The following is a 26,984-nucleotide window of genomic DNA, read 5'->3' as shown; positions in this document are numbered from 1 at the left end:
CGTAATAACTGTGTGTGAATAAGTTAACTAATTTGTTTGTAATAAGTGGGGAATGTAACAAAAGTTGGCTATTAACCTATCGGTCAATTAAGTCTCTGCTAAAGTTTAAACATAAAATCAATGTATAACGCGTCAGCGATTGTCTAGAGGAAACCAGCATGGGAAAGCGTAATCAGGATGTCATCGATGAAGAAGTGACGTTTTCTGAAGAGCTCGTATCAACCACGGATTTGCGCGGTGTGATTACCTACGCCAATGATGCTTTTTGTAAAGTCTCCGGATACAGCTATGAAGAATTAATGGGAAAGAATCACAATATGATTCGTCACCCAGACATGCCAAAAGCCGCTTTTAAGGATTTGTGGCAGCACTTGGAGCAAGGCCATTCTTGGCGTGGAGCAGTAAAAAACCGTTGTAAAGATGGCAAATATTATTGGGTCGATGCGTTTGTCACTCCGATATTCAGCAACGGTAAGGTTATTGGTTATCAATCGGTGCGCGCGCCCATCGAGGAAAAAACAAAACAAACCGCGATTAAACTCTATCAGACGGTTAATAAAGGCAAACGTGTGACCGGGATATTGGATAGCTTCTCCGCACGGGCCATTTTATTTACGCTGCTCGCCGCCGCTGCTATTGCCGGTGCATTTCTAACACCATGGAGTGCCATTGTTCTTCTCGTCTTACCGTTTGTTTGTTTTTATAGTGAACTGTTTGTTGCTCCAAGGTTTTATGGCCAGCTGCAAAAAGAGTATGACAGTGTCTCGCGTCTCGTATATTGCGGTAATCAGCCACATAGCATTGCGGATTACCATCTGAAAATGAGCTTTGGCAAAATTAAAACCATACTCGGACGTGTCACAGATAGTTGCAATAAATTACAGAGCAGTGTTTTGAGCCTGCATCATGCAGCGGAGGTGACCAAAACCAGTGCCGACCAGCAAACGGATGAATTGCAGCAAGTCTCAACCGCCGTTGAGCAGATGGTCACGACCATTGATGATGTCGCGAATAACACAGGTACGACTGCGCAAAAAGTGATGGAAGCGAATAAAGAGTGTCAACGCGCCAGTGATTTGATGAACCAAACGCGTGATGCGATTGATTGTTTGTCAGCTGAAATTGCGCGATCTTCTGAATCTGCCGGTGAACTTAACGTTGAGGCCGAGAAAATTGGCCACATTATGGAAGAGATCCGTGGGATTGCCGAGCAAACCAACTTATTGGCGTTAAATGCGGCCATTGAAGCCGCGAGGGCAGGGGAACATGGGCGTGGATTTGCGGTTGTTGCAGATGAAGTGCGCAATTTGTCGAGTCGAACCAACAGTGCCACGGAGCAAATTCAGTCGTCTATCTCAGGCATTCAGCACACGTTACGCCAGTGGTCTGAGGTTATGGCGAAAGAGAAACAGACGGCGGATGGCTGTGTTGAACAAGCTAAAGCCTCTCAGTCGACGGTTGGCTCAGTGCGTCAACTGATCACGGATATATCTGATTTATCGACTCAAATTTCCAGTGCCGCTGAGCAGCAAAGTCTCGTCTCTCATGAGATCAGTCGTAACATCGTGAATGTGAATGATTCATCACTACAAAATGCCAAACAAGCAGACGTAGTTAGCGAGCAAAGTGAAAGCATTACGCAGCGCGTGGACAGCTTAGTTGGCTTGAGTGCAACGTTCGGTATGCGTTAATTTACAATGTAAAAATTAGTATTTTCAATAGGATAGATTAAAATTTAAAAGCCGATTTCTTTCTGTAGTCGGCTTTTTATTTCTTTGATACGTAACTACTGGTTACCAAATTTGGCTTTTTCGACCAGCTGAGACAAGCTCAAAGCACTAAAGCCGTCGGTAATGAACGTGTGGGCGAGTAAAGCACTCAGGTTGAGTGTTTCACTGTTTTTAACACGAATTCGATAGTCACTATCGATGCGTTGAGCCAGTTGATTAAGTTGTCGACGGTTGTTCAACAAAGAGAGGACGACAAACTCATTGCAAGAAATCCGCGCAACAATGTCGGCATCTCGACATGCACTTTTCATCACTTCACTTAAAGTCACATAGCACTCGTCAGCTGCGGCACTGCCATAGGCCGCTCGAATTTCGTCGACTCGGTCAATCTGTAAATGGATAACGCCAATGGCTAATTGATAGCGAGGAGCATCTTTGACTTTTTGTGAGCCAAGTGTTTCAAAGCCTTGAGGGTTAAGTAGTTGCGTCAACTCATCTTTCAGTGATGAACCTTGCTGTTCGATAAGGTGTTTTACATCATAACTGATTAAACGGGCCAGTTGCGGTAAGGCGTGCTGCAGGGCTGGAGAGAGCAGATTGAAAGCACACAATAGGGCACCGAGTTGGCCGTTTGGCAAGTAGATAGGGGCGACATCAACTGATTCTAACGGTGTATGTGCGAAAGCGATTTGGAATTCAGCGTCATCCGTTGTGAAATGGCGGGAGGTTTCATTTGTCCACGCTTGGCTTTCCACAAGTGAGGTTAATTGCTGAACGATGGATTCCCAATCGCAAATCGGCGGATGGTTCTCGTTGGTTATCAATCGCTGAAAGTGCCCATCTTGGGCCAGCATAATGGCGCACTGCGAGGTACCACTCTCACTGGCGAGTATATTGAGTATATCCTGCCATTGAGTGCGCGGTTCATCGTTATATTCCAACTGCTTAAGCCATTGCGTTGTATTCAACATTTCGTCACCTTTTGTATTATTTTTATCGTCCGGTTGCAGGCTGATTAAATCGCATGAACCGACGCTTTCTATTTATTTGCCATTGTCTTAGACTGACTGCTTTTGAGTTATCTATTGAGTGACACATGGACTTGCAAACTTATCTAACTAAGCTAAAAACATCACCTCAAAGTATTGAATTTGATGAAACGATGCGTGTTATTGATGGTAGTTACAATTTTAAGCCAAGCGAATTTCGCAATGGTGAGACTATTAATCAAGAAAATCAGAACAATGGCTCATGCAAAATCTTTGCTTTTGCACAGCTACATCAATTAGATGTAGAACAAACGTTAGCGTGTTTTGGGCGTTTTTATCGTGAAGATGTACTACAGCATCCAGAAAACAGCGATCACCAAAATATACGTAACTTTATGCGTACTGGTTGGGAAGGGGTTGAATTTCAATCTCAGCCGCTGAGCAACAAGGTGTAAAAAAAGCCAGGGCGTGAGCTCTGGCTTTTTTTATGGCTACCGAAGCTTACGCGACAGGCTGCGCCGCGAGGCAGTGCCGACAAAGACAGCTGTGGTCACTGCTTTGTGAAGAGAGGTCGCGCGTTTCAAGATCAAAGCACCAGCATTGGGTTTTCCCGGCAGCCAAGTCACAGTGTGCGGGTTGATTGCAAGATGGGCATTCATGAGTATAACACTCGCCGCTAAGTGCTTGCATAATATCAGAATGCTTGGATTCTTCCATTTTACGCCATTCGATGATCTCTTTAATGGTTCGATGACATCCACTACAGATACCAGCGTTATTTTTGCATGCCGCAATACATGGGGATTTCAAAATCAGATCCTTATCTAGCTTCGCGCCGCCACTATACGGTTTACGCGGTTGTTATTCAAATACGTCTTGAAAAGCGCGGAGTTAGTGATTACTATTTGATGAAAATGAGAATTAATATCAATATCAAATAGAGCTTGTCATGATACCTTTACTCGCTGCTGTGGTGTTCATCATCGCGTTAGGTAAAAAAGTCGAATTGCCTAAATCGCTACTACTTTTTTGGCCGTTACTGACCATTGTGTCATTTTTGTTCACTCCCAACTCAGCGATCGCTGTGCTGCTGTCACTGTTTGTTTGTTCCCCGTTTATTATTCACTTTCGATCATTACGTGCCAAACATGTGCTGTTTTCAACATGTGTTGTTTGCTCATGCTTGCTGGCGGTGACGATTCAGAGCGTATAGAAGGAGATAAAACAATCCGAGCATGAGCTCGGATTGTTATTGCAAGGGCTCAAGCTGCGTCAAGTTCAACTTGTGCCTGACTCAGTAACGCAAATTCCTCTTCTGCGGATTTGGCCACTAAATGGTGACGGCTTACAACCAGATAATAAGCAATACCAATGGCGAACAAAATCAGCGTGAAGAAGAATGCCCTGACGTCATAAGCATAAACACCCGTTAGAGCAATGAGCGACAGAACGAGAGAAATACTTGAGGTTATCATTCCACCAGGTGTTTTGTATGGGCGAGGCATGTCAGGTTGTTTAACACGCAGCATAATGTGGCTCCAAGACATCATCGCGTAAGAAATAGTCGCACCGACCACCGCCATTGAAAGAATTAAATCGCCTTCACCCGACAGGGAGATGATAAATCCAAGTATCGCAGGGTAAACCAAAGCTCTTACCGGCGATTTACGCTTGCTGGTCAAAGACAGATTTTTCGGTAGGTAGCCAGCACGTGATAAAGCGAATACCAATCGGCTGTATCCATAGATGATTGAGAAGAAAGAGGCGATTAGGCCGGCAAGGCCAAGGACGTTAACAAAGGTCGCTAATTTACCATATTCGTTCATATTGAGGGCATCAACCAAAGGAACGGCACTTTCGCCCATGACTTGCGCACCCGCCGCACCTGTCAGTAAAACAACGACTAATACCGCAGTAAACAATAAAAATATCATTGCAGCGATAATGCCTTTCGGTACATCTTTCGCAGGGTCCTTGGCTTCTTCAGCGGCAAGTGGCACACCTTCGACAGCGAGGAAAAGCCACATCGCAAAAGGCAGCGCTGCCCAGACACCGTAGAGTCCAAATGGCATGGCGACGCTGTTGCCTAAAGTCGGTTCAATATCAAATAAATTCGCTGAATTGAATTCTGGTACGAGGGCGATACCTGTGGCAAGGATAGCGAGAACGGCAAGGCCACTAATCACCATCATTACTTTCAGTGCTTCACCTACGCCAAGAATGTGAATGCCGACAAAGGCGAGATAAAAGAGTGCGTAGACAATAGGCCCATCAATACCAATTAATTCGTTGACCGCAGAACCGATGAAAATGACGATCGCGGCTGGAGCCAACGAGTATTCAATCAGTACGGCAAGTCCGGTTAAAAAGCCTCCAAATGGTCCCATTGCTTGGCGAGCAAAACTGTACCCACCACCTGCCGCTGGGATTGCAGCTGACATCTCAGCCAAAGAGAGCACAAGGGCTAAATACATGATCCCCATTAAGACCGCTGCGATAACGAATCCGCCCCAGCCAGCTTGACCGATACCAAAGTTCCAACCCGCAAAGTCGCCCGATATCACGTAAGAGATCCCTAAACCCGCCAGCAAAATCCATCCTGCGGCGCCCCGTTTCAATTGGCGTTGTGCCAAATATTCATTTTCGATTGTCATAGTGTGTCCTTTATTATGACGATTGTGTCAGTGAGAAATGTTGTGACGTTGGATGGGGGAGCTCGCTCTCTTCTGAGCGATCTTTAAGCCCAACCCCTGTTAATTTGATGCGCCGTGATTCTTTCAGTAGGTAAAAGCATTTGTGCGCTGCGGCCTCATACTTAAGCCCTTGAGGGCGAACATTTGAAATGCAATTGCGAAGTGAGTCTTCTTTCCCTCGGGTCGGATTCCACGTGAGATATAACCCTAGGCTATCAGGTGAACTTAACCCGGGACGCTCCCCGACTAACACCAAGACTTCATTCGCATTTAACGCCTCGCCAACATCATCGCCTACCGCCACTCGGCCTTGTTCAACAATCGCGATGGGCGCGAGTCGCCACTCATGCTGATCTCGCTCAAACAACGTTAATAGCTGTTCGATAAATGGCATTGCGTGATGAGCAATGGCATGAGAAGACAGCCCATCAACCACCACAATCGCCAAGTCATAAGCATTAACACTCTGATCACTGTGGTGTTTCAAGGTTTGCATTGAGGCCTCATTTAAACGTCGACCCAAATCGGGCCGTTGTAAGTAGGTCATGCGATCGTCTGCTTGGCTATGTAAGTGAAAGGCGGGGAGGTAGTGAGCAATGCTCGATTGCTGCGCGAATTGTGTTTCTAGCGCGTTGATATCTAACGGAACATGAACCGCATCAATCGCTTGGGCGTGAGAAAGCTGAAAAGCGAGCAGTTCATCGGTAGGAATACTGGTTCCCACACGGCCAAGTCCGATTCGGGCATCGGTAAATTGACGTAGCTTTTTCCATGGATCTTCATGAATAAGGGGCTTTTTAATATCAACGACGTTGCTCATTTTGCCTCCTGAATTAAACCAAGTGGTGTTTGAAAATGGGGTGATAAGGTATCGCTCAGTAGTTCATTCCCACTGTTGCTGGCGATCTGCATCTCTTTCAGCCAAGTTTCGAACTCAGGGGCGGGTTTTAAGCCAAGGACTTGCCGTGCATACAGGGCATCATGAAAAGAGGTCGTCTGGTAGTTGAGCATAATGTCATCGGAACCAGGAATCCCCATAATAAATGAGCACTCGGCGACGCCGAGTAGCGTAAGCAGGTTATCCATATCGTTTTGGTCAGCATACGCATGATTGGTGTAACAAATATCGCAGCCCATCGGCAAGCCAAGCAATTTGCCACAAAAGTGATCTTCTAAGCCAGCTCGAATGATTTGTTTGCCGTCAAAAAGATATTCAGGCCCAATAAAGCCCACAACCGTATTCACCAGAAGAGGTTTAAAATGACGAGCGAGGGCATAGGTACGGACTTCACAGGTTTGCTGGTCCATATCATGGTGGCCGTTAGCAGAAAGTGCGCTGCCTTGACCGGTTTCAAAATACATGACGTTATCGCCCACCGTGCCGCGTTTTAGGCTTAATGCGGCCTCGTAGGCTTCGCTTAATACATTGATGTTAACGCCAAAGCCTTGGTTCGTCGCTTCAGTACCGCCGATGGACTGAAACACCAAGTCGACGGGCGCGCCTTTTTCAATGCATTCAATCGTGTTGGTGACATGGGTTAATACACAGGACTGCGTCGGTATCTCATAATGTTGTATCACATCGTCCATCAGTTTCATGAGTTTGATGGCTTGAGTGACGTTGTCGGTCGCTGGGTTAATGCCGATAACGGCATCACCATTTCCGTACATGAGGCCATCAAAAATCGAAGCGGCGATACCGTTCATGTCATCCGTTGGGTGGTTTGGCTGCAATCGGGTTGATAGACGTCCTGCAAGACCGATAGTGTTTCGAAAGGCGCTGATGACCTGACACTTTTTGGCCACCAGAATAAGATCTTGATTGCGCATAATTTTGCTGACCGCCGCGGCCATCTCAGGTGTAATTCCCCGGCTAACTCGAGTCAGCTCAACGTAGGTTGTTGACTCTTGGAGCAACCAATTACGAAAATCACCAACGGTGAGGTGCGCAATATCACTAAATGCGTTGGCATTATGACTGTCGATAATAAGCCGTGTGATCTCATCTTGCTCATAGGGTACTAAGGCTTCATTGAGAAACACTTTCAAAGGGAGGTTAGCCAATACCATCTGCGCCACAACGCGTTCTTCCGCGGATTGTGCGCACACACCGGCGAGTTGATCGCCCGAGCGTAGAGGAGAGGCTTTGGCCATCACTTCTTTAAGTGAATAGAATTGATAAGTTTTGGTTCCAAGTTGATAGCGATACTGCGCAGTCATGTTCCCTCTCATTAATCCGGTCTGATCCTTGCTACCTGACAAAGAGAAGAGCAGCGAGTTTTATTCCTACTCGATGACAAAAACGCGCAATGTTATTTTTTATATAAATAACAATTGGTTATATTTTATATGAACCATAATTGCACAGAGTTGGATGATGAGGTTTTTGCACATGCCACATGAAGGATCTTCATGCGCCCCAGAAAGGTGCAAAAGTTATAGTTATGATGTGAATCAGCAGGCGCAGAGCTTAACGGCGTGGGATCAACATTATAACCAACACAGTCAAGGCACCTTCTTTGGTTACCTCGATGAACTAAAATTGCCACGCGTTCATTTATTTGAAGAGTTTACCAACCGTACCTTGCTTCAGCAGTGCTATGTTAACCCTAATGCAATATGGATTGGTTTTTCACTTCAGGCGCAAAGGCCGAAAGTTGATGGGCAAGAAGCGCAGCGGCATCAAGTGATGGTGAGGCCTGCTCATCAAGCCTTTGAATTGCTAACGCCGGAGGAATTTCAAATCTTCGGTCTCGTCGTGGACCTTTCCTTGCTACAAAAAGAACTCGTTGAACAGGATTATCAGCAGTGGATGTCGGCGCGCATTATGGACAGCGAGCAAAACGCCGATCTGTGCTGGCAAATCGCGAAGCTAATCGCGATGTCACTTGATGCAAAAAGCGTGATCGGTGCTCGAATAGTCAATGAGCCTCACGGCTGTTTAAGCTCTCTGATTGAGCGCAGTGTGGTTGATAAGCTGAGCGGTTTTTATTTGCAGCAAAATACTCCGATCGAAAGCGCCGCCAGTCGTCGCTCTGCATTGCAGCGTATTTATCATCATATTGAACAAACGGGGAGTTATCCGCAAAGCATTACTGAACTGTGTCAAATCGGGTGTGTCAGCCGGCGAACCTTACAGTATGTTTTTGAACAGCAATTGAGTATGACTCCACTGAGCTACTTGCGAGATTGCCGGCTTAATGAGGTACGAAGAAGCTTAATTGAAACAGCGCATCAAGAGTTAGCCATTTGCGATGTGGCGTTGGCTCATGGCTTTTATCACCTAGGCAGTTTTCATCACTATTACAAACAGTTGTTTGGAGAGACACCGAACCAAACTAAACATCGGGCTCAGGGCTATCGGCGAGTGTTTGTTGCCAATAATTTGTAAAAAGTGCGCTAAGCAGCGCACTTTGCTTTTGGTTACTCAAACAGAGAAAGATAAGTTTCGTAGCCTTGTTGTTTCATGTCTTCTAATGGGACAAAACGCATCGCTGCAGAGTTCATGCAATAGCGCAGCCCCGTTGGTGCAGGGCCATCCTCGAAAACGTGGCCAAGGTGGGAATCCGCGAATCGGCTTCTCACCTCTGTACGAGTATAAAACAAGCTATTATCGGGTTTGGTGACAATGTAACTTTCATCGAGTGGCTTGGTAAAGCTTGGCCAGCCAGTCCCCGATTTGTATTTATCGAGAGACGAGAATAGCGGCTCTCCGGAGACAATATCGACATAAATACCTAATTGTTTATTATCCCAGTAAGCATTATTGAATGGGCGCTCTGTTCCATCGTTTTGGGTTACGTCATATTGTGTCTCAGTGAGCATGGCGCGAATTTGTTCATCACTGGGGCGGATATACGGTTTGATATCAGCCAGTTTGTTTTTCTCGTCAATCCATTCACGCAACGTTTTCGGTTGTTCTTCGCGTTGTTCTCCAAAAATATCATCAAGATATTGGTCACGCCCAGAAGCGTAGCGATAGTACTTATACCTCAGTGGGTTACGTTTGTAATAATCTTGATGATAGTCCTCGGCGACCCAAAATTCATCAAACTTTATTAGCTCTGTTTTTAGTGGTTTTTTAAAGATGCCCAGAGCATCAATTTCTTTTATAAAGCGCTCTGCAATCTGTTTTTGCTGCTCATTATGGTAAAAAATCGCAGGACGATATTGAGGGCCTCGGTCGACAAATGAGCCTTGATTATCAGTGGGATCAATATGGCGAAAGAACTGATCCAATACCTGTTCATAACTGACTTGGCTTGTATCAAAATGGACGTTGACCACTTCAATATGGCCGGTTTTTCCTGAAGAGACTTGCTTGTAAGTGGGGTTTTTTAGCTCTCCTCCAGCATAGCCTGATACCACGTCAAGCACGCCATCAAGCTTTTCCATATCGGATTCGGTACACCAAAAGCATCCTCCAGCAAGTGTGGCAGTCTCGACGCTTTGTGTTTTCGCCAGCGTTAATCCGGGAAATAGGGTAAGGCCTATCACCGTTGACAATAGAAATGTCGATAATCTCATACTCATCCTCTTTGATGATTGACTCATCACTTGTACGTAGCAGTAAACAGATAGAACGAGAAACTTGAAAAAAATTGCGTCTGAGAGGGAAATTTATTTGTGAGTAGAGGTATTGCCGCGTTATTTTCTGCACAAGAGGGCGACAAAAAGCCCCGCACCGCGGGGCTTTCGACTAATGCCAATCGTCGTCTGGAAAGAGTTTGCCCTCGGGGGCATATGGGTCGTCATCGAATGGATGCTCAGCTTTTCCTCTCAGCATTTCCAATTGATTTTCAAGAATATTCATTTTGTCGTAATCGCCTTCAGAGCAAGCCACGTAAATCTCTTGTTCGAGAGCCTCAATACTTTCTCGGATATTCATAACCCACCTCCTCGTGTTTGCACACTTGGTTTAACGGATTAACCAATTCCTACTTAAATGTGAGTTCTAACACATTGATAGATAGGAAGCTTCAACAGTGTTTCATATTTAATGGTTGCGCTATCCAACCATATGCTTTGCAAGTGTAGTGCACTTGACGTTCCTATTAATCAAGTTTGACCAGTTGAGCAAATTTTAAACAGCTGCATTTTTATGACTGAGACCAAACTTGAAAGTTTCATCTTTAGACGCAGAAAATTTCGTTTAGGATCACTGTTAAACAAACCCCTGAAGACAAGAAGGGTGAATTTCGCCATCCATTCATGGCATTATGCGAGGTTATTAACATCGTCAGTCAACCAAAGGAAAAGTAATGGTACACGAGCAAAGCTTAGAAATGATGCGTAACGGCTGCGTGATTGAAGGCGGTTCTGAGCTACATCAGGTTTGTTATGAATTGGCACAACGTGCGCTGAAGATCACTTCTGAGATTAACGGGAGCTACAAGACGCCAGAAGAAATTCGCATTTTGATGTCGGATCTCATTGGCAAACCGATTGATGATTCGTTTGCGATGTTTCCGCCGGTTAACGCTGATTGTGGTCTGAATATTGATATCGGTAAGAATGTATTCATTAATTCAGGTTGCTGTTTTCAAGATCATGGTGGCATCACGCTCGGAGATGGTGTTTTAGTGGGACACAACGTGGTGATGGCGACGCTCAATCACGAATTAGATCCACGTCGACGCGGTACGACCCATCCCAAGCCGATCGTGATTGGTAACGATGTATGGATTGGCTCGAATTCAACCATTTTGCAAGGTGTAACGATTGGAGATGGTGCTGTCATCGCAGCGGGTGCCACGGTCACCAAAGATGTAGCGGCGAAGACGATTGTTGGCGGTGTTCCGGCAAAATTCATTAAACATATTGAAGAGTAAACGAAAACGCCATCGCAAGTATGGCGTTTTGTGTTTTTTTATATTGACTCAATGAGCTCGCGGCTTGCGTATGGTGACGCAGGCCGTGTGCTTTTGCTTTCCAAAGCCAATAATTTGCGACAAGCTCTCTTTACTTACAGGGACATAGGCTAGGCCCGCGAGATCGGATTTGGTCTTTGAGTAAGGGTCATGGATAAAGAAAAACTTTTCGCTGACGCCGCTAAGGACGATCCAGTGCGGCTCTTTGCTGCCATTAAAGCGATAGGTACTGATGAGTAACAGCACGCAATCCCCTGAATTGACCCAATCTTCCAGTTGGCGGATAGAAGGTGGCGTCTCAATAACCTTGATGTTCTGCTGCTCGATCTGCTGGCAAAAGTCTTCATGGACTAACTGAATGACGTCTTTCTTTTTTTCGTCTCGCACACTATCGATAAAAGGCGTTGATTTAGATTGCGTCCACAATTCGACGTCATATCCTCGACGTTTTGCGGCAAGGGCTAAACCGTGACCACTACATCCGCCATGGCCTGCCGCCATAAAGATGGTTGTTGCTTCTCGCCAAAGTTGAAGTTCCAAGGTACGTGATACTTCTTGCTCAGCATTTAGCGCTGAAAAACTCATTAATAGGCAAGCTGCGCCACAGGTAAAGGGCGTGGTTTGAATATAGAGAGGAATCGGCAACAAGAACTTATTTTGGCTTAGCGTGAGCCTTTTCTGCATACGCAAACCGTTGGCGAGATCGTCGTAGTAATGGACGAGAACTTTCAGTGGCTTATAGTCCAATTTTTCATATAATTTTCGCGCTGAGATATTGTCTTCTCGCACTTCTAGTCGTAATGTAGTCGAGCCTTGACCAAGAGCCGCTTGCTCACAAAGTTCAATCAAACTCTGTGCGATTTTTTGCCCTCTAAAGTCGGGTTTAACAGCAATCGAATACAATCGAGAAAGCTGTGTACCTTGATGAAATAGCAATAATGCATAGCCCACCAATTCAGTTTGATGAACGGCGACAAAAATCAGACTATGAGGTGAGAGAAGAAAACGCTTCATTTGACGAGGCGAAATCTTATCCCCTTCAAATAGTTGTTGTTCTAGTGCATTGAGATCATTGAGATCAGCTAACTCCGCTAAGCGAAATTTCATTGCGATTCCTTAGAATATGGGCGATTGCCGACTAGATTTAATAATAGAAAATCTTATTTTGCTAGAGCTGGATAAAAATAAATGGCTAACCTGCTTATTGTGACCGATCAAACGAATGATTGGAGTCAATATTTCCCTTCAGAACAAGTGATTACGGTGGATCACTATTTAGATTCTAATTGGGATAATGCAACCAAAAACCTGCAAGTCGTCAACTTGTGTCGAGATTATACTTACATGAGTAACGGTTATTATTGTTCCTTGATGGCGGAGGCGCGCGGGCATCGCGTTATTCCAAGAGTCATGGCGATTAACGACATTACTCAACCTTTTTTGCTGTCCTCAAGTTTTTTTAAACTCAATAAGTTAAGTAAAGAAACAGAGTCGATTTGCTGTAAAATTTACTTTGGACGAACGGCTGAACAAGGCTTAGAAAAACTAGCTCGTCGACTGTTTGAACAGTTCATGGTGCCGGTGATTGAGCTGGGGCTGGATAAAATACAAGGTCAATGGCAAATCACTCAGATTGCGCCGTTTCCTTTCCAACAACTCAGCGACCCAGAACAAGACTTCTTTGTCGAATCACTCGAACTGTTTTCTAGTAAGGTATGGCGCAGGCCAAAACAAGAGAAAAAGTATCGCTACGATATGGCTATGCTGGTGGATCCAGAAGAAAAAATGCCGCCATCAGATTCGGCTGCGCTTAAGCGATTTCGTCGCGCTGCAAATCGCTTGGGGGTCAATTTGGAAACCCTTTCACCCGACGATCTTTCTCGTCTGGGGGAATTTGATGGCTTATTTATTCGCGCGACCACCAATATCAGTAATTACACCTACCAGTTTGCCAAAACTGCCGAAAAGTTGGGTTTGATTGTCATGGACGATTCAGAGTCCATCATGAAATGCACCAATAAAGTGTTTCTCACTGAATTGCTAGAACGCAATCATGTGGCAGCGCCAAAGAGTGTCATTTTGAAAAGCTTTGACAGTGAGTGGCAAGTCAAGCTTTTAGAACAGCTTGATTTTCCGATGGTATTAAAAATTCCTGATGGGGCATTTTCACGTGGCGTGGTTAAGGTAAAGAACCAGCAAGAACTGGAAAAAGAAGCCTCGAAACTGTTTGAAAAGAGTGCGCTTATCTTGGCACAAGCGTTTATGCCGACGGATTTTGATTGGCGAATTGGTGTAATGAATCATCAACCGATTTATGCCTGTAAATACATGATGAGTCGCGGACACTGGCAAATTTATCAGCACCACAATAGTGGTCGAGTCTCTTCGGGCGGGTTTGAGACACTGGACTTAAAACAAGTACCAAAAAATGTCGTCGACACAGCTGTGAAAGCGGCCAATTTAATTGGTGGTGGTTTGTATGGCGTTGACTTAAAAGAGATTGACGGGCAGGTCTATGTGATTGAAGTGAATGATAACCCGAGCATTGACCATCACGTTGAAGATGCGTTTTTAGGTGATGTCCTTTACGATCGAATCATGACTGAGTTTCTGCGTCGCATCCAAATGCGCGGCTTTTAAATACCGATGCCACTTTGTGTAAAGCCCACGTTATCGTGGGCTTTTGTTTAGGCAACAACAAAATGCCGATGAATGATCAACGTTGTAGGCGTTCAATTAGTTGCTGCTGGTATTCAGGAAGCTTCGATGATGAAATGGATTGGAAAGCCAACGGAGTGAGGTAGGTCATTCCTGCGTGAAGCGCGCTGGCTTTCATCGGCAAAAAGACATCTTCGAGCTTGACGCCAATCCGGCCATTTTCGCCATATGTGGTGCTACCACCAGCGGCGGTTGTGACGAGGAGCATTTCTTTACCACGCCATAAACCGGGGCCCACGCTGCCCCAGGTGTCATTTAAGTAGGCTTTCATCATCGGCGTAATATTGAACCAATGCGTCGGGAACATAAACACGATACGGTCATGCTGGCGAGTAATTTCTTGCTCTTTATTACCATCGATAGCACGAGTATCAAATCCATAAATGGTTTCAAGGTTTCTGACGGTAACCCCTTCAACGCTCTCTGCCGCTTGCTGCATTCCTTTGGTCATCACCGATCGTTCAGGATAGGGGTGAGAAACAATCACCAACGTTTTAATGTCCGTTTTGTAGGATTTGTCTGCGGCGACACCCCATGTACTTGCGAATAGTCCGAACATTAAGACCAACATACCTTTAAGCATATTAAAGCGCTGCATCGTAGAATCCTTTCAAAATCAATGGGAAGTGGAAATTATAAAATCTCATATTTTGTGGATGTGGATAAAGCGTTTTGTGGTAGCAAGGAGCAGAAAATTGCTACTTAATGTGTCGAGGCGGATTGGCGACTCGGTGTGAGTCTGTTTATGAGTGATGAGCTGCAAGCAGCGAGGCAACAGCATGCTTACTGGTTTTGGCGAGTTTCTGCATAAATGTAAAGCTTGGGTTTGTGACTCCCCGTTGGTTTAATTCATTGAGCATCAGCAACCATAACTTGGCGGTCATTTGCGAATCAGCCAGCGCACGGTGGAAGGTTCCATCGTTTTCAATCTGCTTAAAGCGAACTAAATCTCCCAATTTATGGGTTGGCGAGTCTTGGATGAGACGCCTAGCGATAAGCATCGAGCAAGCAAAAGGCTGACTGCTGTAGTGGCCAATACGTTCTAGTTCAGCGTCAAGAAAGCGCTTATCAAATGATGCGTTGTGTGCGACTAATGGAGCACCTTGAATAAATTGGGCAAACTCGGTCATGACATGCTCACAGCTTGGTGCATTCGCCAACATGCGATTGGTGATGCCAGTGTAGCCTTCAATAAATCCACTGACTCGAAATCCCGGATTCATCAACTGTTGAAACGAATCGACTACTTCACCATGACAGAGTTTAACCGCGCCAATTTCAATCGCACGATCGCCCATAGCGGGTGAGAGCCCGGTGGTTTCAAAGTCGAGAACGATAACGGAGTGGGCGGCTTGCATGATGGGTACCTAACAGGTTGAAAACCCGATTATAACGAGTTTTTGTGTTATCCGCATTTCTCGCTTTTAAGCTAGTACAAATTGTTCTAAACAAAAGTATCAGTTATGAGGCAGTCCCATGTTAGTCTTGCAAGCTTTTCGTGATGTAGCACGATTTTTTGGTAAGTTAACTTGAGAGTCATAGAAATGAATAAGACACAAGCGTGGTGGGCAGCGTTAATTACGCTCGCAACAATTGTTCTCGGTGGGGTATTTCTAGATGGTGCGCCGCTGTTCCTTCGGTTGCTGATGGGATTAGGCCTTGGTTTTGCACTTGCAAAAGGCTCTTTGGGCTTTGCTGGCAGTGTTAATCGTGCCTATCGCCGTGGTTCGACCCAGCTTTTACAGACACTTATGTTCATGTTTGTGGTCACCGCTATTATCAATGCTGGCATGCTGTTCAATGCCCAGCCAGATGAATATCGCCTTTGGGTAAACCCGATTAACCTTGGCTTACTCGTGGGCGGCGTGATGTTCGGTGCGGGTATGAGCTTATCGAGTTGCTGTGCGACGGGCGTGATGGTTGAGATGGTCAGCGATATTCCAAGAGCACTGGTCACGTTGATCTTTTTTGGTGCTGGTGTCTTTTTTGGTTTTCCTTTACAAGCCACTCAAGGCTGGATTCGTGAAACGGCTATGTCAACGCCGAGTTATGCAGGCAAAGGTGTATTTCTGCCAGACTTGTTCACTTGGGGGCCTCTCAACGGTTACTTTATCTCAGTGTTAGTGACCATCGTGTTTGCGAGTATTGTTGTATTGGCTGCACGTAAATATCAGGCTTACCGTGAAAAGAGTGGTACGTATTTGGGTGTAGAAGGTGAGATGCTTCGCGATAAAGAGGCATTGACCGTGAAACCTCGCAGCCACGCTTTGTTTAGTGTGGCCAATTATCAACGTTGGTTTGGTAATGTTTGGCAAATGAGTACCTCCGCTTTAGTGATCGCGCTTATTTTCGGTGTGATGATGGCATCAACCGGATCGGGCTGGGGGGCATCAACGCCATTTGGTGTATGGTTTGGTAAGATTCTGATGGTTTTCGGTGTCAGTTCTGCGGATATTTCAGCATTTACTCATCGCCCTGAAGCGCTGTTTAATCTGCCATTTTTCAGCCATAGTATCAGTGTTCAAAACTTAGCGATTATGATCGGTACACTGATTGCCGTTCTGTTTTTGGGCAAATTTAATTTCTCATGGCGTATTCACCATAGCGCGCGACATTACGGTTTATTTGCACTTGGCGGTTTACTGATGGGGTTCGGTACTCGTTTTGCCAATGGTTGTAATGTGGGCGCATTGTTCACACCGATAGCGAACTTTTCGTTATCTGGCTGGATATTCCTTGTCTTCCTATTGATTGGTGGGGTGCTTGGCAATCGCCTGCAAGCGGCTGTGCTGAAGCAGTGCTAATTGGGTGTGAAGGTAAGAGCTAATCCAAAAGGCCAGCCTAAGAGGCTGGCCTTTTTGTGATGACTCATCAGCGTGCCGCGTAGTGCTCTCTTGCTGAGGATAAAATGGCATTGGCTTCTGTTTCGTCGCCCCAGCCTTTAAGCTCCATGCCACCGTTGACGCCCTTATAGTTTTGAAACCATGTCCCGATGATGCTTTCAACACCGGGGAAGGCTGCTTGAAGGTTGGCAAGCGACGTCACGTGTTTAAATGGAGAATCATTGGTTAGCACGCCAATGAGCTTATCGTCCTGCTCGCCGTCATCGAGCATTTTCATCACACCGATAAGACGTATTGGTACCACTTCTCCTCGCGGAATTGACTGGCCTAGCACCAATACATCGAGCGGATCACCATCGCCTCCCAATTCTTTCGGTAGTGCAGTGCGAGGGATTGAACCGTAATTTCCCGGATAACCCAAGTAGTTGACAATGCGCGGCGCGCCGTTCTTTTGCTCCCAAATGATTTGTTTATCACTGCTTTTATTCAGTTCCCATTTCGCAGAGCTTCCTGTTGGAATCTCGATAATTGCGTTGACGGTACCCTCAGCAGAAATCGGTGGATAGTCGTTATAACTGGCGTTGGCTTCTAGCGTAAACGGATCAACTTTTTTCAAGGTTGGGGCGGGCGCTGACGTTAAATCGTAGCTTAAGCCGTTCCCAGTTGATGTGGTTTTATAACGCAGCATATAGTCGATCTTTCCGCGTTTCTTGAAGAGTTTATCAAAGCCTTTTTGATGGTATGAGTCAAACTGACCCATCGCTTTGACCGAAAGTTTGGAGCCGCCGACATTGTCTGTATTTAGAGAAAGAATGTAGTTGCTGACTGTGTTAACCGCCTCGGCGTATCCTTGTTGTGAGTTTAAATCAAAAGAGTCGATATCGATCTGCTTGCGCAGTTCTTTCGACCAATAGAACTCAAGGAAAGGAACTGGCTGCGTTGGCTTGTTCCAACCCACATCACGTGAAAAGTACATCAGGGAGCGGTACTTGTCATTGGCAAAGTGAGTCAGTCCTAACGAGGTTGGTAGCTCGTTATGTTTTATGGCGTGATTGTCTTTATCAAATAGCCATGTATTGCCATCTTTTTGCATCTGTGCCCAAAATGCATCCATATTGTTCAAGTTTCGATAGTCTTTATCGACAACGACATGGACATGAAAAGACGGACCGCCCTTTGGCATGGTATAAAACGCATTAAAGGTGTGATGACCATCGGTCAGGTAGTATTGGCCATTGGGTGCAATCACGATGGTTTTCATGTCTTGCTTACGTTCACCAACTTTGAGTTCACAGGCAAACGTGGAGGGCAGATTTGGATCGGCATCTTCATTGACACTTTCCACCCCTTTTTGACCGTTAGCTTCACAAATTTCATCGTACATCTTCTTTTGATCAAATTGGTAGCGTCCTAGCTTATACATGATTTGATCGTACCCAACGGAGGGTTGGGTTGGTTTCAACTCGTTCAAACTCACAGCAATAACATCACCCTGCGCCACACTGTTAGCCTGAGCGGGCAGCGCCAAAATCGTCAGCGCACCGATGACGAACATTGTTTTCCTAGACATAAATCCTCTATGAATATGTGGAATAAATTCGATAGTCGAGAATATAGAGAAAATATTGCAAGTCGGTGAAGGTAGGCACAATAATCTTATTTGAGAACAGAGCGAGACGTAAATTTTTATCTAGGGCATGGGAATACAAGGCGCCTAGTTAAAGGATTACACCGATAAGCTTTGGAAATACAAGAGTCTTGCTTAAGCGTGGTATTTAATAGAGAAAGACTCGGACATGGCACTGAATTTCTGATACGTTGAGCAATAGAAATTCAACACTCTCAGTATAAGTACTTGCATGCTCCATCACCATTCAGAAGCGAATAATGCCACCATCCACGGTATTGCTGATTTAATTTTGTCAATTGGACAACCTGATTTCTTTGATAAGCTCACTTATCTATTACGCACAGCCGCGAGTTTTGATGATTATGTGATGTTGATTTATCACCCGTCAAAAGCGCCGACCGTACTATGTTCTTCCTTCGCGGTGGATGAAATCGCGGTATGGGACCGTTATCTGCAAGGCGCTTATCTACTCAGCCCGTTTTACGATTATTGCGCAAATAAAGGCCATGAAGGGTTGGTAACTCTCGATGAGATAGCACCTGACGACTTTTATCACAGCGCTTATTATGAGGAGTATTTTCGTCCTTCGCAGTTAATTGATGAAACGTGCTTTTGTGTACAAGGAAAAAATAGCGATGTGTATTTGTTATCGCTCGGGCGTACCCAAACCTTAGCTAAATTTAATCAGCGGGTTCTGACTCGGTTACGAGCGCTTTATCCAATATTAAGCTCAACAGTTAAAATGCACGATAATCAGAATTTACCACCAGAACGTGATTCGAACATGCAGGTAAAAGAGTATATCTATAATTTTGGTTCTGGTGTTTTAACGCCCCGCGAGAATCAAGTAATGCAGCTCCTAATTCGTGGGTACTCGAGTAAAGAAGCGGCAAGGTTACTGGACATTTCCTATGAAACTGAGCGTGTACACCGAAAAAATATATACAGTAAACTCGCTGTTAACTCTCAGCATGAGCTATTAGCCAAGATTTTTGATGATTTGGTTAATCTCGAGCCTGCCTCCCATTTCCCCAAATAACCGTCTATACCTCAATTGGGTAATAGCCACGGTAAGTCGCTTGTCGCTAATCTGTCACTAATCCTACACAGTCAGCGGCAAGCTAATGAACGCTCTAAAAATAACTTCATCAAGACTTCTTAAATTCATCCGCGATATGGCGCAAATCGGCGCGACGCCCAATGGTGGCTGTAATCGTCAAGCTCTCACTGAACTTGACCGTCAGGGGCGTGAACTTTTTCTTGAATGGTGTCGTGCGATAGGTGGCCAATCACGTCTGGATAGCATGGGGAATCTGTTTGTGCGTTTCGAGGGCTCGGATAGCCAACTTGCGCCAATTTTAATGGGGTCCCACCTTGATACTCAACCTACTGGTGGCAAATACGATGGGGTATACGGCGTGCTTGCTGCTCTGGAAGTCATGACTACGCTCGCCGATAACAGGATAACGCTCGCGCATCCCGTAGAGATAGTGGTGTGGAGTAATGAAGAGGGCGCTCGCTTTAGCCCGGCGATGTCTGGCTCTGGGGTCTTTGCTGGAAAGTTAGCCCAAGAGGCAGTGTATGCGTCGCTTGATGACCAGGGTGTGAGCTATTTAGATGCCTTACGTGAAACGCATCAACTCGGAACCGATACGTGCCAAGCTTTTGAATTCAAGGCTTCGCTTGAACTGCATATCGAGCAAGGGCCGATACTTGAAGCCGAGCAGACCACCATCGGTGTGGTGTCCGGCGTTCAAGGTATGAATTGGTATCAAATCACATTGAAGGGATCGTCAGTACACGCAGGTCCCACACCGATGGCAATGCGTAACGATCCGGTTCAAGGCATGGTCAAGATAATGGATTTATTGTTCGCGAAAGCGGGTGAATATGGTGAGGCGGCGCGTCTGACTGTTGGCAAAATTACCACATACCCATCAGCGCCCAATACGGTTCCAGAAAGTGTGACGTTTACGTTGGACGTCCGCCACCCGAACCAGGCTGAACTTGATGCGCTAAGCGGTGACCTGCTGAAGTTGTGTGATAAAGCGACACCTGAGATGGTTACTGAGATTGATGTTTTATGGCAATCGCCCGCCGTTGAGTTTGACCCCCAGTGTATTCAAGCCATTCAGAAATCGGCAGATGCACTGGCGCTTAGCTCCATGCCAATTGTTTCTGGGGCTGGGCATGATTCAGTGTATTTATCCAGCGTTGGGCCGACAGCGATGATTTTTGTGCCGTGTAAAGACGGTATTTCTCACAACGAAAAAGAACATGCGGAGCCTCAGCAGTTAGTCGCGGGCACCAATGTTCTGCTTCATAGCTTAATTCAACTTTCAGAATAAAAGGATTTATCAACGATGACTTTTCCATTGCGCAGGCGCCAGCTAGAAGGGGGCACTGATCCACTATCAGATTGGGGCATTTATTCAGAGACAGGACGTTTACAGGAAGTCCTTGTCGGTCCGATTGATTTTTATGAGTGGCGTACGGGTAATTCGACATCGCGCCGCCATGTTAATGCGGGTGCACGCTATGACTTATCAGTGGCTAAAGCGCAATACAACGAAATGTTAGATGTCTACCGTCAAGCGGATGTGAACGTCCATTTTCTCGGCGCAAAAGAGGAACAGCCATACAGCATTTTTGCTCGTGATTCTTCAGTGATGACCCCTTGGGGACCAATCATTAGCCAGATGTACAGCCCTTGGCGTCGCAGCGAATGGGTCACTGCTATCGAATTTTACCAGCAAGCGGGTATTCCGATTTACGATGTTGTAACCGCAGGGTGTTTTGAAGGCGGTGATTTTATGCTGATTGAGCCAGGCGTGGTGCTGTGTGGATATTCGGGAGAGCGGACTAGTGAAGCGGGGCTTCAACAGGTTAAACGCTGGTTTGAAAAAGAAGGCTGGGAGTTTTTTGCGGTTAAGTTTGATTCGCACTTTTTACATATGGACGTGCAATGCGTGATGGTCGCTGAAAAGTTGGCTGCAGTTTGTACGGCTGTTGTACCTGATGAATTACTCGTCTGGCTGAAAAGCAAACATATCGACATTATCGACATTCCTTATAAACAGGCGATGGAATTGGGCTGCAACATTGTGTCGCTTGGGGATGAACGGGTATTGATTCCTGAAGAAAGTATTGCTCTCAAGCAAGCATGCAATGCGCGAGGGCTGACGGTCTTTGACCCAGACATCGCGATGATCACCAAAGGTGGCGGCGGTGTGCACTGTATGTGTCAGGCGTTGAAACGTCACGACAAATAATCACCAGTTTAAGGAAAGATCGCGTACGCAACGCGTGATAAGGATATTGAGATGGAGCTTGAATTTTACCGAACCTTGTGGGGCGTGAATGAATCTTTGATTTCCATTGCGCCCAAACTGAAACAAGTCGGCTTTGATGGCGTTGAAGCGCGAGTTATGGTTGACCCAGAAAAGCGTGCTGAGTTTAAGCACCACTTAGAGCAAACAGGGCTTGGTTATATTGCGATCATTTTTACTGGCGGCGATGTGATTCCCGACCAGAGTAAAACGCCTGAGGAGCATTTAAACGTGCTCGAAACTCAACTTGAATACGCTAAAGCGCTCAACGCTAAGTTTGTCAATGTGCTGGCTGGTAACGATCGCTGGCCGATGGAAACTCAAGTGGCCTTTTTTAATCGCGCTGTGGCGCTCGCTAAGCAGGCCGATATTGTCTGCAGTTTTGAAACACATCGAGGATCATCGTTATACAGCCCTTGGGTTACCTTAGAGCTAATGGAACGAGTGCCAGAGATGATGTTTACCATGGATATCAGTCATTGGTTTTTGGTCTGTGAACGCTTGTTGGATCGCCCAGAGGATGACTTAACCGCTTATTTAAAGCGCGTGTTTCACATTCAAGCGCGAGTTGGCTATGACCAAGGTGCTCAAGTACCACATCCAAGCGCGCCTGAATATCAAGCGACGCTGCGTTTTCACCAACAGTTATGGCAACAAGTGTGGCAATTCCACCTTGATAATGGACGAGCCATAACCACCATGACCGCAGAGTTTGGCCCTGACGGCTACCTGCATCATTTACCATTTACCGATGTGCCCGTTGCCGACTTATGGTCATTAAATGACTGGATTGCTGAGGAAGAGCGTGCGCATTTTAAGCGCTTTATTGACAGTAAAGTGCGTTTATAAAGGATGGAACCATGACTAATACAACGAGTACGTTTACCGAGATTCCGGTGATCAATGTACAAGGACTATTTAGTAACGATCTCATTGAGCGTCAGCAAGTTGCCAATGAAATGGGCAAAGCAGCCCGTGAGGTTGGCTTTTTATATATCACTGGGCACGGCATTCCAGCGCAGACGATTGATGGATTGCGTCAGGCTGCCAAGCGATTTTTTGCGCAATCTTTTGAACAAAAAATGCGCTACTACATTGGCAGCTCTAAAACGCACAAGGGGTTTGTTCCGGAAGGCGAGGAAATCTACGGAACTGGGAAACCGGACAACAAAGAAGCCTACGATGTGGGGTTTCCTGCACCAAAAGATAACCCTTATGTCCTCAATAACACGCCGTTAATTGGTGAAAATGAATGGCCAGATCTTGATGAATTTCGTCAACCCATTTTAGATTACTACACCACAGTGTTTGCCCTTGGGCGTAAATTGTTTTCGGGTTTTGCGCTCGCGCTAGGGCTAGACGAAGCATACTTCGAACCGATGGTGACATGCCCTCCAGCCAAGCTACGTTTAATCCACTACCCATACGACGGAGAGGTGGAAGACCGCCCAGGTATCGGAGCGCATACCGACTATGAATGCTTTACCATGCTATTGCCTGATCAGCCAGGGCTGGAAGTCATGAATGACCATGGCGACTGGATTGATGCTCCGCCGATAAAGCAAGGCGATGAAGAAGCGTTAGTCATCAATATTGGTGATATGTTGGAAGTGTTAACCGCAGGGCAATTTGTGGCAACGTCACATCGCGTGCGAAAAGTCGCTCACGAGCGTTACTCTTTCCCACTGTTTTTTGCGTGTGATTACGACACGTTAGTTAAACCGTTACCTCAGTTTGATGATGGTCAGAGCGAATACAAAGAGTTAAGCATTGGTGAACACATGTATAGTCAGGCTCTGCAGACTTATCGTTATCTGAGAGAAAAGGTTGAAAAAGGAGAACTTAGCTTACCGCCGCGCGCAACGGAAGTTGCCACGTTTGGGCATTTGAAAAAACACCGCAGCAATCGCTCTACGAGTAACGCCTAGAACGACGTGCACAATTACAAATAGGCTCGAGAAACACTCGAGTTATTTAACTGACCGTTCAGTTATTCATTACAGTCACAAGGAAGATCAATCATGGAACGAATCAAAACATTATTCACTGGCGTGATGCTCGCCACAAGTCTAGGTATGGGCACCTCAAACGCACTTGCCGCCAATACGATCAACGATGGCAAATTTGTCGTGGGTATGGAAATAACCTATCCACCGTTTGAGTCATACGATGGTGATAAGGTGGTCGGCTTCGATCCTGACTTAACCGCACTTCTCGCAGATAAAATGGACCTTGACTACAGTTTTCGAGACAACAAATTTACAGGGCTCATTTTAGGCTTGAGCTCGAATAAGTTTGATGCAGTGATTTCAGGCATGTACATCATTCCAGACCGTGTTAAAAAAGCTGATGCCATTCCTTATGCTCGTACCGGCGCGTCGATTATGGTGGTGAAGGGCAGTGATATCGAACCGAATACTGAGCACGATTTGTGCGGTGTCAAAGTCGGCTTACAGCAAGGAACAACTTGGGTTAAGGCTCTCAATGAGTTGTCTGATTCTTATTGCACGCCTAAAGGACTGGAGCCGATTCACGTTCAAGAATTTCCAACCGCACCAGAAGTCACTCAGGCACTCATGTCACGAAATGTCCAAGCCCAATTAGAAATAGCCGGTGCGGCTCAGATGTTTGTCGAACGTACTAAAGGTCGCGTGAAAGTCAGTTCCGAAGATTTGGTGTTCCCTCAGACCCTCGGCATTTACGTCAAGAAAGACAATGCGCCGCTTAAATCTCAGTTAGAAACCGCTCTTGCTGAGATCAAGGCCGACGGTTCGTATTATGACTTAATTAAACAATACGATCTGACCCCTGTTGAAAACTAAGGCCTTCCCCTTGTCGATTCAGTTATCTCGATAGGCAAGGGGACCGTCTCGTATTTAGGGTCAAGTTTCGCTTGATCTGAGTTAAAACCGCCGGAGTTACAATGAGTTTAGATTGGGAATATTTCTTTTCGTTATTTACAATGTCTGCGTTCTATGAGGCCTGCGTGACGGTGGTCGTGCTAAGCACTCTCGCATGGGCATTGGGTGCCGTCATTGGTTTTGTTATTGCTTGCGGGAAACTATCAGAAAACAAGTGGTTATCACTGCCTACGTCATCTTTTGTGTGGTTCTTTCGTAGCGTGCCACTGCTGGTGGTTTTAGTGTTTGTGTATAACATGCCACAGCTATTTCCCTCCACAGGGCCTTATCTTGGGGTACCGTTTATCGCTGGATTGGTTAGTTTGGTGGTTACAGAAGCGGCCTACATGGCTGAAATTCATCGTAGTGGGCTATTGTCGGTGGCCAAAGGTCAGCGAGAAGCTGGGCATGCACTGAGCATCGGCTTTTTAGGTATTCAACGTATTATTGTGATTCCGCAGGCAATACGTGTTTCGATGCCCGCGATGATTAATGAGTTTGTGACCATCATTAAGCTCAGTTCTCTGGTTTCTGCCATCTCTTTACCCGAACTACTGCAAACGGGTCAACGTCTGTACTCGCAAAACTTCTTAGTGATGGAAACCTTACTGGCAGTTGCTGTTTACTACGTGGCGATCGTCACCATTTTTGGCTCGGTACTGCATTGGGCTGAAAAGAAAATGGACATTCCTTCACGCTCACCGGAAACCTTGTCTTCCAAGCAGTGTGAACAGCTTCGCCACCAAGCCATGGCGGTGGCCAGTGTACTCCCCAAGGTTGAGAAAGGCTCCCCCAACGCGCTTGAATTACAAGGTATCAGTAAGTCTTACGGTCGTCACCAAGTGCTGAAGTCAATCGATCTCAATGTTAAACCTGGAGAAGTTCTAAGCATCATAGGGCCTTCTGGATCAGGGAAAACCACCTTGATACGTACGATTAATCAGCTAGAGACCATCGACGGTGGCGAAATCGTGTTGTACGGAGAGGATTACATCAAAGGAGGAGTGTTGCCGAATCAACGTCGTATTCGAGAGGGAATTAAACGTATCGGTATGGTGTTCCAGTCATTTAATTTATTTCCTCATAAAACAGCGCTGCACAACGTAATGATAGCGCCGCGCTATCATGGCAAAGCTGACTCTTACGATGATGCCAAAAAACAAGCGCTGTTTTTGCTTGATCGAGTCGGATTGCTTGCCCACGCCAATAAATATCCGCATCAATTATCAGGTGGTCAGCAGCAGCGTGTGGCCATAGCAAGGGCGCTAGCTATGTCACCCGATATCATGCTGTTTGATGAGCCGACTTCTGCACTTGACCCTGAGATGGTGGGTGAAGTGCTCAAGGTGATTCAAGATTTAGCCAAAGAGGGCATGACAATGATCATTGTGACTCATGAAATGGACTTTGCGTTGTCAGTATCTGACCGCGTGATCATGATGGAAAATGGTGTGGTTGCTGTCGATGCACCGCCATGTGAGATTCTAGATAGGCACAATGACAACCAGAACTTTGAACGAGTAAAAGAATTTATGGGGAGAGCAGCGTAATGGGTCATGAAGAGCAACAACTGCGTCAAGATTTAGCTGCCGCCTATCGATTGGCGGCGATGCTTGGCTGGGAAGACACGTTGTATACGCACTTTTCGGTGCGCTTGCCAGGTCATGGAGAGCCACGTTTTTTGATCAATCCATTCGGTTTGATGTTTGATGAAGTGACCGCCAGCAATTTGATTGTCGTCGATGCAAACGGTGAAATCATAAGTGGTGATGCTAAGTACAACCCTGCGGGATTCACCATTCACAGTGCTGTCCATATGTCGCGTGATGATGCACATTGTGTTATTCACACCCACACGCTGGCTGGCATGGCGGTGGCGGCATGTGATAGCGGTTTGCTGAACTTAAATCAGATCAGCGCTGAATTTCACAACCAAATCGGTTACCACGATTATGAAGGTGTGGCGTTCAATCTAGAAGAACGCGAACGTATTCAATCTTCATTGGGTGACAATATGGCGTTGATATTACGAAATCATGGGTTATTGAGTGTCGGTGAAACAGTCGCTGATGCATTCCAAGTCATGTTTTATCTCAACAAAGCGTGTGAAATTCAGCTGGCAACGGGGCAAATGTCGGGGCTTTCTAGTATTAATCAGATTCCTGATCAGCTAGCCGATTATGTTTCAGGGCAGTTCCAAAAGGTAGCCCATGAACGGCACGTGGTATGGCAAGCTTGGCTGCGTAAACTGGATCGTATCGACCCAACATACAAGGATTAAC

At 45.9% G+C, this 26,984-nt stretch carries 25 protein-coding genes and 2 pseudogenes; 16 read left to right on the top strand and 11 right to left on the bottom strand.

The features are described 5' to 3' along the window. Positions 1-158 precede the first annotated feature (158 nt). Positions 159-1,691: a methyl-accepting chemotaxis protein gene (locus M1D72_RS04420; protein WP_456294671.1), complete on the top strand. Its 1,533-nt coding sequence runs from the start codon at positions 159-161 to the stop codon at positions 1,689-1,691. Positions 1,692-1,786: 95 nt separating this feature from the next. Here the strand turns inward: M1D72_RS04420 and M1D72_RS04415 are convergent, their stop codons facing one another. Further along, positions 1,787-2,701: a diguanylate cyclase domain-containing protein gene (locus M1D72_RS04415; RefSeq protein ID WP_456294670.1), complete on the bottom strand. Its 915-nt coding sequence runs from the start codon at positions 2,699-2,701 to the stop codon at positions 1,787-1,789. Positions 2,702-2,826: 125 nt separating this feature from the next. Here M1D72_RS04415 and M1D72_RS04410 point away from each other — a divergent pair, with 125 nt between their 5' ends. Then, positions 2,827-3,174 carry a HopJ type III effector protein gene (locus tag M1D72_RS04410; RefSeq protein ID WP_456294669.1) on the top strand — a complete coding sequence of 116 codons (348 nt, stop codon included), beginning with the start codon at positions 2,827-2,829 and terminating at the stop codon, positions 3,172-3,174. A gap of 46 nt (positions 3,175-3,220) precedes the next feature. Here the strand turns inward: M1D72_RS04410 and M1D72_RS04405 are convergent, their stop codons facing one another. Beyond that, a complete protein-coding gene (locus M1D72_RS04405) occupies positions 3,221-3,529 on the bottom strand; it encodes a cysteine-rich CWC family protein (RefSeq protein WP_456294668.1) in 309 nt (102 codons plus the stop codon). Positions 3,530-3,668: 139 nt separating this feature from the next. On the opposite strand from M1D72_RS04405, the gene M1D72_RS04400 reads away from it, so the two are divergent. Then, on the top strand, positions 3,669-3,932 hold the full coding sequence (locus tag M1D72_RS04400; RefSeq protein ID WP_456294667.1) for a hypothetical protein: 264 nt from the start codon (positions 3,669-3,671) through the stop codon (positions 3,930-3,932). Positions 3,933-3,981: 49 nt separating this feature from the next. Here M1D72_RS04400 and eat read toward each other — a convergent pair whose 3' ends face one another. The 3 genes from eat to M1D72_RS04385 are packed head-to-tail and all read right to left on the bottom strand — an operon-like array spanning position 3,982 to position 7,632. Then, on the bottom strand, positions 3,982-5,373 hold the full coding sequence (gene eat, locus M1D72_RS04395) for an ethanolamine permease (protein WP_456294666.1): 1,392 nt from the start codon (positions 5,371-5,373) through the stop codon (positions 3,982-3,984). A gap of 13 nt (positions 5,374-5,386) precedes the next feature. Then, the gene (gene eutC, locus M1D72_RS04390) at positions 5,387-6,232 is read right to left on the bottom strand and encodes an ethanolamine ammonia-lyase subunit EutC (RefSeq protein ID WP_456294665.1); all 846 of its coding nucleotides are present in this window, start codon (positions 6,230-6,232) and stop codon (positions 5,387-5,389) included. Beyond that, positions 6,229-7,632, bottom strand: a complete 1,404-nt coding sequence (locus tag M1D72_RS04385; protein WP_456294664.1) for an ethanolamine ammonia-lyase subunit EutB — start codon at positions 7,630-7,632, stop codon at positions 6,229-6,231. Before M1D72_RS04385 ends, eutC begins: the two co-directional genes overlap by 4 nt. Positions 7,633-7,804: 172 nt before the next feature. Here M1D72_RS04385 and M1D72_RS04380 point away from each other — a divergent pair, with 172 nt between their 5' ends. Beyond that, positions 7,805-8,803, top strand: a complete 999-nt coding sequence (locus tag M1D72_RS04380) for a helix-turn-helix domain-containing protein (protein ID WP_456294663.1) — start codon at positions 7,805-7,807, stop codon at positions 8,801-8,803. A gap of 32 nt (positions 8,804-8,835) precedes the next feature. On the opposite strand, the pseudogene msrB reads toward M1D72_RS04380, so the two are convergent. Further along, positions 8,836-9,852 (bottom strand): annotated as a pseudogene (msrB, locus tag M1D72_RS04375) (peptide-methionine (R)-S-oxide reductase MsrB); the annotation flags it as partial. A 259-nt stretch (positions 9,853-10,111) separates the two neighbouring features. Further along, on the bottom strand, positions 10,112-10,300 hold the full coding sequence (locus tag M1D72_RS04370) for a hypothetical protein (RefSeq protein WP_390194335.1): 189 nt from the start codon (positions 10,298-10,300) through the stop codon (positions 10,112-10,114). 373 nt (positions 10,301-10,673) lie between these two features. Here M1D72_RS04370 and M1D72_RS04365 point away from each other — a divergent pair, with 373 nt between their 5' ends. Beyond that, complete coding sequence (locus M1D72_RS04365) at positions 10,674-11,243, top strand: DapH/DapD/GlmU-related protein (RefSeq protein WP_390194337.1); 570 nt, start codon at positions 10,674-10,676, stop codon at positions 11,241-11,243. A 48-nt stretch (positions 11,244-11,291) separates the two neighbouring features. Here the strand turns inward: M1D72_RS04365 and M1D72_RS04360 are convergent, their stop codons facing one another. After that, positions 11,292-12,389, bottom strand: a complete 1,098-nt coding sequence (locus tag M1D72_RS04360) for a peptidase C39 family protein (protein ID WP_390194341.1) — start codon at positions 12,387-12,389, stop codon at positions 11,292-11,294. A gap of 81 nt (positions 12,390-12,470) precedes the next feature. Between M1D72_RS04360 and M1D72_RS04355 the strand changes: the two genes are divergently transcribed. Next, positions 12,471-13,922 carry a RimK family protein gene (locus M1D72_RS04355; protein ID WP_456294662.1) on the top strand — a complete coding sequence of 484 codons (1,452 nt, stop codon included), beginning with the start codon at positions 12,471-12,473 and terminating at the stop codon, positions 13,920-13,922. 76 nt (positions 13,923-13,998) lie between these two features. Here M1D72_RS04355 and M1D72_RS04350 read toward each other — a convergent pair whose 3' ends face one another. Next, positions 13,999-14,598, bottom strand: coding sequence for an NAD(P)H-dependent oxidoreductase (locus M1D72_RS04350; RefSeq protein ID WP_456294661.1), 600 nt, complete (start codon positions 14,596-14,598; stop codon positions 13,999-14,001). Between the two features lie 145 nt (positions 14,599-14,743). Further along, the gene (locus M1D72_RS04345; protein WP_456294660.1) at positions 14,744-15,358 is read right to left on the bottom strand and encodes a 3'-5' exonuclease; all 615 of its coding nucleotides are present in this window, start codon (positions 15,356-15,358) and stop codon (positions 14,744-14,746) included. A 186-nt stretch (positions 15,359-15,544) separates the two neighbouring features. Between M1D72_RS04345 and M1D72_RS04340 the strand changes: the two genes are divergently transcribed. Beyond that, positions 15,545-16,804, top strand: coding sequence for a YeeE/YedE family protein (locus M1D72_RS04340; RefSeq protein ID WP_456294659.1), 1,260 nt, complete (start codon positions 15,545-15,547; stop codon positions 16,802-16,804). Positions 16,805-16,871: 67 nt separating this feature from the next. On the opposite strand, the gene M1D72_RS04335 is transcribed toward M1D72_RS04340, so the two are convergent. After that, positions 16,872-18,413: a ParB-like protein gene (locus M1D72_RS04335; protein WP_456294658.1), complete on the bottom strand. Its 1,542-nt coding sequence runs from the start codon at positions 18,411-18,413 to the stop codon at positions 16,872-16,874. A 289-nt stretch (positions 18,414-18,702) separates the two neighbouring features. On the opposite strand from M1D72_RS04335, the gene M1D72_RS04330 reads away from it, so the two are divergent. The 9 genes and pseudogenes from M1D72_RS04330 (at position 18,703) to M1D72_RS04290 (ending at position 26,983) form a co-directional block, all read left to right on the top strand. Beyond that, a complete protein-coding gene (locus M1D72_RS04330) occupies positions 18,703-19,512 on the top strand; it encodes a helix-turn-helix transcriptional regulator (RefSeq protein WP_456294657.1) in 810 nt (269 codons plus the stop codon). Positions 19,513-19,597: 85 nt separating this feature from the next. Next, entirely contained in the window at positions 19,598-20,821 is a 1,224-nt protein-coding gene (locus M1D72_RS04325) for a M20 family metallo-hydrolase (protein WP_456294656.1), read from the top strand. A gap of 15 nt (positions 20,822-20,836) precedes the next feature. Then, a complete protein-coding gene (locus M1D72_RS04320; RefSeq protein ID WP_456294655.1) occupies positions 20,837-21,745 on the top strand; it encodes a dimethylarginine dimethylaminohydrolase family protein in 909 nt (302 codons plus the stop codon). Positions 21,746-21,796: 51 nt separating this feature from the next. Next, complete coding sequence (locus tag M1D72_RS04315; protein WP_456294654.1) at positions 21,797-22,651, top strand: sugar phosphate isomerase/epimerase family protein; 855 nt, start codon at positions 21,797-21,799, stop codon at positions 22,649-22,651. A gap of 11 nt (positions 22,652-22,662) precedes the next feature. Next, entirely contained in the window at positions 22,663-23,730 is a 1,068-nt protein-coding gene (locus M1D72_RS04310; protein WP_456294653.1) for an isopenicillin N synthase family dioxygenase, read from the top strand. A 93-nt stretch (positions 23,731-23,823) separates the two neighbouring features. Then, on the top strand, positions 23,824-24,624 hold the full coding sequence (locus M1D72_RS04305; RefSeq protein ID WP_456294652.1) for a transporter substrate-binding domain-containing protein: 801 nt from the start codon (positions 23,824-23,826) through the stop codon (positions 24,622-24,624). Between the two features lie 101 nt (positions 24,625-24,725). Beyond that, positions 24,726-25,325, top strand: a pseudogene (locus M1D72_RS04300) (amino acid ABC transporter permease); the annotation flags it as partial. A gap of 126 nt (positions 25,326-25,451) precedes the next feature. Further along, complete coding sequence (locus M1D72_RS04295; RefSeq protein ID WP_456295602.1) at positions 25,452-26,252, top strand: amino acid ABC transporter ATP-binding protein; 801 nt, start codon at positions 25,452-25,454, stop codon at positions 26,250-26,252. After that, positions 26,252-26,983: a class II aldolase/adducin family protein gene (locus M1D72_RS04290; RefSeq protein WP_456294651.1), complete on the top strand. Its 732-nt coding sequence runs from the start codon at positions 26,252-26,254 to the stop codon at positions 26,981-26,983. The genes M1D72_RS04295 and M1D72_RS04290 overlap by 1 nt, the downstream gene beginning before the upstream one ends. The last annotated feature ends 1 nt before the right edge of the window (position 26,984 follow it).

This window comes from Vibrio sp. AK197, assembly GCF_053903115.1.
This window is presented reverse-complemented; position numbering and strand designations above follow the sequence as displayed.